General features: G+C 47.4%; 4 protein-coding genes, 1 pseudogene and 1 CRISPR repeat array. All 5 genes and pseudogenes read right to left on the reverse strand.

From position 1 onward, the window contains the following. A complete protein-coding gene (csy2, locus tag EDC52_RS18985) occupies nucleotides 1-933 on the reverse strand; it encodes a type I-F CRISPR-associated protein Csy2 (RefSeq protein WP_131867804.1) in 933 nt (310 codons plus the stop codon). Next, nucleotides 930-2270 (reverse strand): type I-F CRISPR-associated protein Csy1, encoded by a 1341-nt coding sequence (gene csy1, locus EDC52_RS18990; protein WP_131867806.1) that lies wholly within the window; start codon nucleotides 2268-2270, stop codon nucleotides 930-932. The genes csy2 and csy1 overlap by 4 nt, the downstream gene beginning before the upstream one ends. 17 nt (nucleotides 2271-2287) lie before the next feature. After that, nucleotides 2288-5578 carry a type I-F CRISPR-associated helicase Cas3f gene (gene cas3f, locus EDC52_RS18995; RefSeq protein ID WP_131867808.1) on the reverse strand — a complete coding sequence of 1097 codons (3291 nt, stop codon included), beginning with the start codon at nucleotides 5576-5578 and terminating at the stop codon, nucleotides 2288-2290. After that, a complete protein-coding gene (gene cas1f / locus EDC52_RS19000) occupies nucleotides 5575-6555 on the reverse strand; it encodes a type I-F CRISPR-associated endonuclease Cas1f (protein WP_131867810.1) in 981 nt (326 codons plus the stop codon). The genes cas3f and cas1f overlap by 4 nt, the downstream gene beginning before the upstream one ends. Nucleotides 6556-6838: 283 nt before the next feature. After that, nucleotides 6839-12146: direct repeats of the CRISPR family, unit length 28 nt; unit sequence GTTCACTGCCGCATAGGCAGCTTAGAAA. A 32-nt stretch (nucleotides 12147-12178) separates the two neighbouring features. After that, nucleotides 12179-12539: pseudogene (locus EDC52_RS20145) on the reverse strand (SDR family oxidoreductase); the annotation flags it as partial. Nucleotides 12540-12670: the final 131 nt, after the last annotated feature.

Consider the following 12670-nt stretch of genomic DNA (forward strand, 5'->3'; position numbering starts at 1 on the left):
TTAATCGTCAATGTCGTATTCAAGTTCATCTGATTCGCTATCATTATCTGTCCACTGAGAACAGAGATATTTCCCATCTTGGTAATCATAATTCCACAATATCTGCCTTAGATTGTGAATTCTATGTAACCCTCTCCATTCCCCTAAGCCATAAGCGGCTTCAGCAAAACAGAAGGATGTTTGCTGGTCCCGAGTATTAGCGACTTCGCCAGGTGGATATAATGGGGATATTGCCCGATAACCAATCATCAGTGGTACTAAGAATCCACCGTCCCCAGGTTTTGCTACATATTGCCATTTCACTGTATTATTTTCTTCAGACTGTATAGCTTTCATTTTCAGTGAGGAAAAATCGAGCCAAGCATCGATCATTTCTGCATTCGGGTTTAACCGTAACAGTGACTGATAATGTTCCTGGAGCAGCCGAGTGCGGTCACATAGAACAAAGCCCGGCAGTAAGTGGCGAATTATTTTATAAGTTTCTGTATCATTTTGCGGTAATGGATGCACAGTCACCTGCTCAAGATTGATTATCGTCCCCCCAGCCAACCGCTGGCATTGTGCAATTTCGGCAAGATGATCACTTAGAGCAGTAATATCGGTGGGTAGCTTACCCTCACAGCTTACTAATAAGGAGATCGTTAGGTGCATGCGGCCTTCTTCATTGAATGCTGCCGTTTTCCCCTCTTTGGTCAATGGATTCCGAGTCAGTGCGAAAGTGCGTTCGCTGTTTGATCCATAGGTATGGAGCTGATACTGATGGCATATGACTCCGCAGCTGCCAAGGGTCAAATTATGGCTGGTTTGTAACATACGTGATAATGCATGAACAAAGCCTAGGAAATGAGTAATGGCTGGAAAACCATAAGTAAGGCCAGCAATGGCATTGGCATTTTCAACCTGAATTCGACGAAACACTACCAAGCTACTCATGCAATTTCCACCTTTATTAGACTTTCCAGATTCCGAAGACGACGTTTGAAATAGGTGGCGGTTGACCATTCTCTTCGTTCAGCTTCACCGAAAAGGAGTCTTTCATGTTTGAGTCGAGAGTTAAGCCAGCGACCAAAGTCATAAGCCACTTCTGCTTGCCAGTCGCCGGCTTCTCTTTCGTTACGAAAAGCCGCATCATTCATGCCGCGATGAGGATCGAGCCATAATTGTTGAGCACGAGAAAGCGTTGAATCAACACTCCATCCGGCGCGCATGTTTTGTACTGTAGATATATAAAAGAACAATTGATCGATTAACTGATCGAGATAATTCAGGCGCTGGCGGCGGATATTGCGGTTATTCGGCAACGTTCTAACGCTAAGCAAAAAATGATGCATAGCTACCATCGTAGCGCGGGTGTAGAAATCAACTTCACTGCGTTCATGAAAAATAGACATGGTTTTCTGAGGCGGTTTTTCTACTGTCTTCCATTGAGGTGCCGCACAACTGAGGAGATAAGACCGGCCGCTGCGTGCACTATTGAGTGCGGAAATATTTTGCGGTTTAGTTCCCCCTATATTTTGAACGGCCAGGTTAGGGAAAAATACAGAGGCTTTTTCATGCTGTCGGTTTTCTTTCTGGGCTAATTTTATAGCTTTAGCTTCTTCACTAAAACGGGCATGTGTAATCCGCTGATATAATGCTTGTGCTAGCGAAGAAGAATAGAGTGGGCTTATTAGGTGATATTTTTCCGTCGATATCGGAAAAAAAATTTGTTTTGCAAATTTATGAGAGCTGATATGTGGATCGATAAATATCTTTTGAAACCCAGTAACCCATTGCTCAAGTTGTTCTGGGCCTTCCGCAATTTTTTCCAGCGCGCTATAGTCACGCCGTTTCAATGCGGCGATCAGTGAATCGTCCTGATGAACTTCTGTGAGTAATGCGGCAATGCCAAGCACTTTTGCATCACTGATTGCCGTATCCATAACGGGGTTTATCAAAGAAGCCGTAGACAAAAATTGTGATGATACATCTTTGTAATCATTTAATACGCTGCTTCCCCCTTTTGCTGAGCTATGAGTGAATTTCAATATGTGGGTTGCTTGCTTAATTTGATACGATTGTTTAGCTGCATCAGTCAGCCAAGTCCGTATTTCATAAAGTTGCTCTAATTCTCGACGCTTCTTTAATAGCTCGCTTTCAGCTAGCGCGAGGGTTTCCCCTTTCAATGTGGAGAGAGCCTTATCAGCCTCTTTATCGAAGGTAATGAGTTTGGCTTGCAGACGTTTTTCAACATAATTCACAATGAAATCCGTCAGTGCATGTTTCTCCATAGCGCCTCCTCTTAACATTAGAATTGCGCAAACACCCCTAATAAGGGATGCCAGCTCCAGGTATAGTCGCCGTCACGTAATCGGATTTCACCAAAACGTGCGCTCACTTTAGATAAATCCCATTCGGTTTCCTCAGCGAGCCTTTGATACAAGTTGAGGTAATTGGGTGCGATCCAAGCTTTGACGCCTTCAGCCATATTTAACCTTACCGTGTTTACCACGTCTGTTTGCTTCCAGCCACGGGGGCTTTCATCCTTAGCCATGAATACTGGCTCCTGCTCTTCCTCTGTGATCCATAAGCAATACAGATCTTCTTTCGCGGACTGACGAAAAGGTGTGAGTCTTTGCAGTTCTCCGCACCAATGAGGATGCGCACGCCACCAGAGGGCCGCAGTCGGTGTTTGCAAAATACTGTTCTTCTCACCAAAGAGTTTGCTGTATAACGCCGCATGCTCCACTTTAACGAGCGTATAAGGTCTGTTCAGAGACTTCGGTTGCAAAATACGAGATGCAGCACTGAGAGTACAGTATTCATCTTCGAGCAGTATTTGGTGTAGATCATGGCTTTTGAGTAATAAATGCTCAGATTCAAATCCAGGCTTACAAAACGCGACCTTTTTGTCCTTCAGTCCCCGAAGGTTGTGACTGAGCAGGTATATATTTGGTACGGATGGGATGTGTTGTTCATCTTGACGATGACGAAGCACTCTGCCTGCTAATTGAATCAGCGACCGGATTGAACTAGGTTCGACGATCGCCCAATCATAATCGTGGTCGCGTCCCACTTCTGCTACCGAGGTTGCCATAACGACAAATAGATGTTGACACTCAGGTGCATTCTCCATGGCCTCTTGAATTTCATCAACCTGCCATAACGCATTTAAATCATGGCGCATCAGTGCTGCATCAAGCCGTTGTTCTATATGGGAGCGCATCGCCATAGGATGCTGGCTGTGATAAATGCAATAATGAACACAGGTATTTGGAGGCGAGGGCATAATCATTAATTGACGAACAACGGCTATAAGGGGATTGATATTGGCCATCCTGATCAACCCCAGAGACACGGTTTTACCGCTTATGTGTGTTTGATGGTGTGACTGGTTAAGAGTAAACATCAATGGGTGTATCGCTTGTGCGACAGCCAAATGGATATCATCGATATTTTTACTTTCAGAACTCACGGGTATAATTGCAGCCCGGCGCAGTGGCAGGGCATGCTTATCCAAATTTTTTATCCGTTTATAGACAAACTGCTCGTGTCGCGCAAAGAAATCCTTACTATTTCCATATTGCTGGTATTGGCAGTCGAATTCATCAAACCAGCTGCAGCATACATTTAGCGCCGTCTCTGGTGGTCCATAAGCCTGTTGCCAGGCAGCGCGGCCATCAAGGTAAGCTGCAAAAAGCGCCCTTATCAACCCTGGGGGTAATGTCGCTGAAGAGAGTAATACCCGAGACCCCAACATGCCTGCCCAATTCACTAACCTGCAAAGAGCGGGCATGTCATTAAGACCGAAGTCGTCCGGTTCATCTAACACAAGATCTGCGGTCATCAACCTTAACATTGGAGCGATTTGTCTCCCCCCGCGTAATCCTTCGGTGGCCGGCATTAAGTGATCGATAGTTGTAACCAGCACTGGCGCGCTCAACAATTGATGCATAGCAGAACCGTGCTCTATCCAATCGTTCATTCGGCCATCATATAAAGAACCGTCATAGCGCACATATTGATGCTCAGAAAATAGCGAATCCCCTGACTCGCTGCCGGTTTGACGTGACATCTCCTGACTTTGTTGCTCACCTTCCTGTCGGAATTGATGCAATTCTTTGACAGCCTGTGAACCAACCAGTATGGCGAGATCATCATCTTCAAGTGTTAATCGTTTTCTCAGCGCATCACCGGTTTGTAACGTCAGGGTACGTAGCCCAAGAGCGACAGAAAAACGACATCCTTCAGCTTCCGCCGCCAATCCATACATGATACGAGCATTTGCGAAGGTTTTTCCTCGCCCAGTCGACGCCATATTAATGCCGAAAAACCCATGCTCAGCGCTGATTGTCCGTATGGAACACGCCAATTCAAACGCGCGATCCTGCCACCTATAACGGGCCTGGGTACTGCGTTGACGAAATCCCTTATGACGACTGATAGACGGTAATGAATCACGCAAGTGTGGCAAGCTACGTCCAAGCAACAGAGCGTTCTGTCCAACGCCTACACAATGTTCATCTAACCGCTGTTTATGCATTCCAGTTTGTCGATCAGTATTTGCCCACGCGTGGTAATCATTATCTTGCCAACCTAGTGTTGGGGGAGAAGCGGAGTAATGATGGTCGGATAGCATGAGTATTAAACGTGCTAGATGGCTAGTAAGCCTTTGGTCCAACTGGCCGAAATGTGACAATGAGGGTATTTTCAACGCCCGTGAGGCAAACTTGCGTGCTTTTTCACACCAAATTTTGCTACGCAGTGGTGTACCCTGGGGAAACTGCCAAACCTTTATTAAATCAGATGCGTTCCAATCAGCATTAAAATGATTGAGAGCATTCCATTGAGGAGAGAAGTGTTCAGTTAGCCAACTATCGAGGTAGTCTAATTGAGGGGGCAAGCTACCAGATGCCTTTTCGAGCGAAGGATTGAAAACCGGTAATCGATGATGAGACACGATCAGCCATGCGACCACCTGTGCCAATGGCGATAAGGTACGAAAGGGGCTGTCTCCGGTTGATCGGTTATCCTGTTCCAGGTTGGTCAATAGGGTTTTTTCTGCTCCAGGGGTGATAGTGCTGAGTAAGGTCAGCCAGGTCTTATCATCATGCGAACTCACGAATGCCTGAAACAGACGCAATGATACCCACTCATGTCGGTAGGGCTGGCTCCGTAGTCCTTTTCCTGATAATCCAGCTTGGAACATGGCGTTGCTCTTGCCGACATCATGGAATAACCCGGCTATAGCCGCCAGCAAGCTAAACGTCTCTGTACTACGCCATGGATTTTCGTCTTTAGCGCGCAGAATATCGCGACCGGTGATATTGGTGGGAATACTCCCTTGTGCATTGAAACGTTTGAGATTCCCAACAATCCAAAGTAGTTCTGTATGATTGGTACTGCGAATCCAATGGCATGCGACTGCTGTATTACGTCGTGCAGTTTTACGCAATAGTTTGCGAAGTGTTTTCATTCCCTCGAGGGTGATAGCCGTTTGCCAAGTGCGTTCGCCTTTACGCTCGGCAAACTGATCTAAAATCCTACGGGTTTCAATCAATGCCCGTTTATTGCATTCTGCGATCAGCAATATGTTCATTGCTTCACCAGGCTAAGTTGTTGAGTGATGTCCTGCACTGCCGAGATCAATACATCGAGCGCTTCTGATTGCTGAAATGCCGTTAGACAACGCTGGCGAAAGGCTTGTTCTTCTTCACCATCCATCGCAGCAAGAAATGCCTGTGGTAATACCAATGCATCTTTGATGAGATCAGCAACATCAAAAACCAACCCCCCACGACGTGTTTTTCCATGTAAAACCGGCATGCCATGTGGCAGGCCTAACACCCAAGTTGCAACTGCTGCGAGTCCATAGGCTAGATAATTACCGTGATCTAGAAAACGGTTTGCCAAATCGGTACCACTGCCGCGTTTGGCGCGAGTAAAATCACCATAGCTCACCGTATTGGCTGCCATTTTATAAAGCGCTTTGGTCATCATCGCTTCCTGCAATAGCACCTCATTATTGGTAGTACAGGTGGTCAGCGCTTTTTCGAACCGGTCCAATAGTGCCTGTAAATGTTCTGCCTTAAAATTGAAACCTGTTTCGCGTGATTGACGCAAAGAAAACCAGTTCTGACGTATTTGCGCGATACGCACTTTTTGAAATGCGACGGCGGCGGCTAACCGTTTCTCATCGTCAAACCAAAAGCTCGCCCAACCCTGCAAATACTCTGTTGGTCGATATTCACTCTGTGGCGATAACCATGATACCGCGACTTCCGCTTCATTGGCTGCATAAAGAGGCGTTCCGCCACCCCCGCAAAAGCCGATCATTACCCCTGCTCGAGCGAATTCGCGCATTGCTGCTTGTGTTACAGATGTTCCGGTACCGAGCATGACTACGCTCGTATTAGCGATAGGAATATTCCAATACAGGGACTGATTCCCTTGATCAGTGACGTACTCTACCCTGCCGCCATTGACCAAAATACGGCAGTGCTGAAGATAATAAATATTGGCTCGTTTAGAATGCAGAATCGTTTTCAAATCTGAAGGGCTAAATGATTTATCCATTAAATTTTCCCTTTTTAGTCAGATAGCGAGGACAACGTAGGCTAAAGACTCACGATGCAATAATTACATTTCGTCGCTAACGATCGATGAAGTCAGACTATCACAGCATTCTGGCAAAGTTGATTGTCAAAAAAAATATTCATGATACAACCCCCCTTTTTTATCATCCCTTTCATCGCGCACTAATAATCAATAGGTTACATAAGGGTTCAAAAAAAGGGTCTAACGAGTCAATTTGGCAATTGCAGCTTATAAAACATATCGTTAAAGTGATTGTGTTTCGGTTCACTGCCGCATAGGCAGCTTAGAAAGACGTCTGCACACGCGGGAAAAAGGCGCACTGGTTCACTGCCGCATAGGCAGCTTAGAAATTCTCCTGTCTCTTTGAATAACGATTCGAATTGTTCACTGCCGCATAGGCAGCTTAGAAACTTGAGCATTCGGCCATGGTTGGCCAGCTTGCCGTTCACTGCCGCATAGGCAGCTTAGAAATTTTCGCCGTCCTCCAGTTTCTGCAAATCCTTGTTCACTGCCGCATAGGCAGCTTAGAAATGAATTCAACCGGAGGACCAATGACGGCAAGGGTTCACTGCCGCATAGGCAGCTTAGAAACTGTACTGGCAGATATTTCTTTTGCACGGACTGTTCACTGCCGCATAGGCAGCTTAGAAAAAACATCGTGGCAATACCCGCTTTACAGATTTGTTCACTGCCGCATAGGCAGCTTAGAAATGGCGCTCCGCCTTGCTGCCCCTCTACCGACAGTTCACTGCCGCATAGGCAGCTTAGAAACTCATCTGCCATATCTAGGCCGGTGAGCTATGGTTCACTGCCGCATAGGCAGCTTAGAAAGCCAAGGTGAATACCCAACGCAACGCAAAATAGTTCACTGCCGCATAGGCAGCTTAGAAATTATTTCCAAACAACTTTCTCATATCCATCAGGTTCACTGCCGCATAGGCAGCTTAGAAATATCGAGCTTATCCCCCATGGACAAGGCTATTGTTCACTGCCGCATAGGCAGCTTAGAAAAAAGGCCACCGGATGGCGTAACCGGGCGCAGCGTTCACTGCCGCATAGGCAGCTTAGAAAATCAGCGGGCTACCTGAAGCGACAGCGCTACCGTTCACTGCCGCATAGGCAGCTTAGAAAAACGGCACATTCTGGCAGGAATGGTTTGGAACGTTCACTGCCGCATAGGCAGCTTAGAAATATGCCATTGATGCCCCAGCAGGCGCGACCGAGTTCACTGCCGCATAGGCAGCTTAGAAAATCACCCCGGCGCGCTATCGTACAGCCATAGGTTCACTGCCGCATAGGCAGCTTAGAAATGGGAAGAAAGTTCTATCAAGTTCAGTGCCGCGTTCACTGCCGCATAGGCAGCTTAGAAATCCCAGCGGCTGCGGGGCGAGACCGATTAAACGTTCACTGCCGCATAGGCAGCTTAGAAATACAGCAGCCGACACAGCGAGATTGGCGGCATGTTCACTGCCGCATAGGCAGCTTAGAAATGGCTTAGAGGGCAATAATACTTTATCCACGCGTTCACTGCCGCATAGGCAGCTTAGAAAACATTATGCGGGCACCGCCGGCCAGGTAATTTGTTCACTGCCGCATAGGCAGCTTAGAAATATAGCAGCATTAACTGCGTACTGAATTCCAAGTTCACTGCCGCATAGGCAGCTTAGAAACATCGGCATGGGTCAACTGGAATTTTGTCTGGGTTCACTGCCGCATAGGCAGCTTAGAAAAGGTGAATACGGTTAAAATTAGTCCTCGAGATGTTCACTGCCGCATAGGCAGCTTAGAAAGCGTGCGCTATCGACATGGTCCATGTAGTAAAGTTCACTGCCGCATAGGCAGCTTAGAAAGCTAACGGACTGACGACATTTGTCATTGATGAGTTCACTGCCGCATAGGCAGCTTAGAAATAAAATTTATCCCAAAAGTTACATGATAAAAAGTTCACTGCCGCATAGGCAGCTTAGAAAGGTCAGTTAAGCCACTTGACCGCTTTCGGCTCGTTCACTGCCGCATAGGCAGCTTAGAAATGGCGAGCAATGACCATACCTTGCCAGCCAATGTTCACTGCCGCATAGGCAGCTTAGAAATACGCCGGAATGGTATGCGAAGAGATATGGTGGTTCACTGCCGCATAGGCAGCTTAGAAATTCCGAAAGTTCCGGTAAATCGTCAACCTCATGTTCACTGCCGCATAGGCAGCTTAGAAAGTGCGGGCCGACAAGCCCGCTATTTTTAAAACGTTCACTGCCGCATAGGCAGCTTAGAAACCTCCCTGCCTGCGCTTCCTGTCTTTGCTAATGTTCACTGCCGCATAGGCAGCTTAGAAATTACCAGATACTAGATTTCTCGTAATGTTACTGTTCACTGCCGCATAGGCAGCTTAGAAATCCAACATTACTCTCGAGGTTGTAAACATGACGTTCACTGCCGCATAGGCAGCTTAGAAACTTAAATCCCTGGTCACGGAATCCATAAGTGAGTTCACTGCCGCATAGGCAGCTTAGAAACTGGTGGCACTGATGCGATGATTGACTATCGTGTTCACTGCCGCATAGGCAGCTTAGAAAATACATCGATGATCAAGATATTTATCACCAACGTTCACTGCCGCATAGGCAGCTTAGAAAAAACGAGATATCGCAGAAATGGATGGGAGAACGTTCACTGCCGCATAGGCAGCTTAGAAAGATGCGGACAGGCGCTTCAAAAGCTATCTAATGTTCACTGCCGCATAGGCAGCTTAGAAATGAGCGAGGCCAACCTGAGCGGGGCCGACCTTGTTCACTGCCGCATAGGCAGCTTAGAAAATGTTCAGGACACTGTTACCCGCCTGCCTGATGTTCACTGCCGCATAGGCAGCTTAGAAATGAAACGAGGGAGTGGCATCCCTCAAAACAGGGTTCACTGCCGCATAGGCAGCTTAGAAAACTGGGCTAATCGCGAGCCAGACGCTCCTAATGTTCACTGCCGCATAGGCAGCTTAGAAATCAATCAATGATAGTCCTGATAGTCAACGAGGGTTCACTGCCGCATAGGCAGCTTAGAAACGGGGATAACGACTATTGAGCTGGCCGACAGGGTTCACTGCCGCATAGGCAGCTTAGAAACTAAATCGTCCGAGGTAACGACCAGTTGACCGGTTCACTGCCGCATAGGCAGCTTAGAAATTTGCTGATACAGGCCACGAACACCGCCAAACGTTCACTGCCGCATAGGCAGCTTAGAAAGCGATACTTTGCCCCCCAATTGACCAGCATGTGTTCACTGCCGCATAGGCAGCTTAGAAATGCATGAATATGGCCGAATCGGTATTGCTGTTGTTCACTGCCGCATAGGCAGCTTAGAAATCACTGGCCGCAATGATGGAAGCACTCGATACGTTCACTGCCGCATAGGCAGCTTAGAAACGAAAAAGTAATGCGTTCACTGGTATCGAATAGTTCACTGCCGCATAGGCAGCTTAGAAATGGGATTGATGCACCCCGACGACGTCAGCCACGTTCACTGCCGCATAGGCAGCTTAGAAATAGTATTGACAGCCCATCCTTAATCGTTGTGAGTTCACTGCCGCATAGGCAGCTTAGAAAGTGTTCATCCCATGAGTCAACGCGGATAACTTGTTCACTGCCGCATAGGCAGCTTAGAAAATAACGCCGATGAACCCGATTGCCGTCATAGTGTTCACTGCCGCATAGGCAGCTTAGAAATAGCTTTGGCGTGACAAGCTGAAACTGTATGCGTTCACTGCCGCATAGGCAGCTTAGAAAAACAGCTATACCGAAGTACGCAAAGAACATCCGTTCACTGCCGCATAGGCAGCTTAGAAATATAAACTATCATTGCTCGGACATACCGATGAGTTCACTGCCGCATAGGCAGCTTAGAAAGAGATGAAAAATCAACCGAAACGACTTTACTTGTTCACTGCCGCATAGGCAGCTTAGAAAGTGAAGGAAAACGAAATTCGCGCCATGGGTGAGTTCACTGCCGCATAGGCAGCTTAGAAACTGCGTGATGTGCTGAAGCTGCAAAACCTTCAGTTCACTGCCGCATAGGCAGCTTAGAAATCTGCCTCGATGATTGCCGCTCGCATCGCCAAGTTCACTGCCGCATAGGCAGCTTAGAAAGATGAAGCGAAGTTCCCGGGCGTTCCTCAATCGTTCACTGCCGCATAGGCAGCTTAGAAATTCTTCAACTTTTGTTTTTCACATTGGGCAGCGTTCACTGCCGCATAGGCAGCTTAGAAAATTAATTTTCGTGACAACGGCGATGGCTCAAAGTTCACTGCCGCATAGGCAGCTTAGAAAAGGTAGAGGGAGCCGCCGACGCTGAGGTTATCGTTCACTGCCGCATAGGCAGCTTAGAAAATCCTTAGCGAGCTGCTCAAACTCAACGACCCGTTCACTGCCGCATAGGCAGCTTAGAAATTCCGCATTGGCGCAATTCAGGGCCATGTTGAGTTCACTGCCGCATAGGCAGCTTAGAAAAAGGTAGGCGAGAACTATGGTGATGCTTCCCCGTTCACTGCCGCATAGGCAGCTTAGAAATACGGATGGAATAAAAAACAGGACAGGGTGACGTTCACTGCCGCATAGGCAGCTTAGAAAGTAATTGTTGCCGACAAACTGAACGCTCTGAGGTTCACTGCCGCATAGGCAGCTTAGAAATCTTGGTGCGAGGGTCCATCACTTTGATATCAGTTCACTGCCGCATAGGCAGCTTAGAAACTCAATCCGGCAAGCAAGCTGGCTTATCTGGTGTTCACTGCCGCATAGGCAGCTTAGAAAATCATCAATAATCCGACGATAATCCTCCAGGTGTTCACTGCCGCATAGGCAGCTTAGAAAAAGGACGCTGAGTGGGAGAACGGCAAATGGACGTTCACTGCCGCATAGGCAGCTTAGAAATCGTTAAATCTGACGCTCAAACAATCACAGACGTTCACTGCCGCATAGGCAGCTTAGAAAAAGTGTTTTTCTAAATCGGTTGTAGTCATTACGTTCACTGCCGCATAGGCAGCTTAGAAATTACATCAGTGACACGGTCATTCTCAGACATGGTTCACTGCCGCATAGGCAGCTTAGAAATCGACATGCTCAGGTATTACATCCCACTGATAGTTCACTGCCGCATAGGCAGCTTAGAAATAGCAACTGTCATCGCGCCAGACTACGGGATTGTTCACTGCCGCATAGGCAGCTTAGAAAATACGCAGTCGGTAGCGGAGGGGAATTTGCAAGTTCACTGCCGCATAGGCAGCTTAGAAAGGAACGCCGGCCGAAGGTATTGGCATATTTGTGTTCACCGCCGCATAGGCAGCTTAGAAATGCCGGCGCAGACCAGCCCAGAAGTAAAACAGGTTCACTGCCGCATAGGCAGCTTAGAAATCAATGCGCTGAATGAGCTCTCGGCCGTTATTGTTCACTGCCGCATAGGCAGCTTAGAAATTAAGGACACAGGAAAAGCAGAAAGAGACTGGGTTCACTGCCGCATAGGCAGCTTAGAAACACTGCGCAAATGCCCGCTTCTCTCTCGGCTTGTTCACTGCCGCATAGGCAGCTTAAAAAAGGTTAGGGAACGGCGGCCTGCGCACGAGCTATTCGTGCATAGATATTCCGCTATCTTCCGGCGTTCCGGCATGGCGTCGGTCACCCTGGAGCATAACAATCCTGTGCCAATCATTAATGTTGTAATTTAACCAGTCTGGTATGACGATGGTGTAGGGATAACGCTGGCTCTAACCAGACGTTCGGCTCGTCATTTCCATCCATCAACCTGAGTACGGTGATTCGATATATTGGGCCGCTCTGTGGTGCCAATCGCTATCATTAACGCGATGCGAGCATGCGTATATTTGAATATTTCCGTAATATTATCTACGCCACCATACTCTATTGCTCTGGCACCAATACGTCCCTGACCATTATAACCGGGCGTAAAATGACGACATCAATATCTTTCGAATATCAGTCAAGCTAACGCGCAGTGAAGCATTGTGTAATGGTCAACTAAAACCGGACACGGATTTAGGCACATTGTTGTAATCGGCGTTCATATTCATCCGGCGATATATTTCCCAGCCGATAATGCC

Origin of the sequence: Biostraticola tofi, from assembly GCF_004343195.1 — a bacterium.
Taxonomy (GTDB): Bacteria; Pseudomonadota; Gammaproteobacteria; order Enterobacterales; family Enterobacteriaceae; genus Biostraticola; species Biostraticola tofi.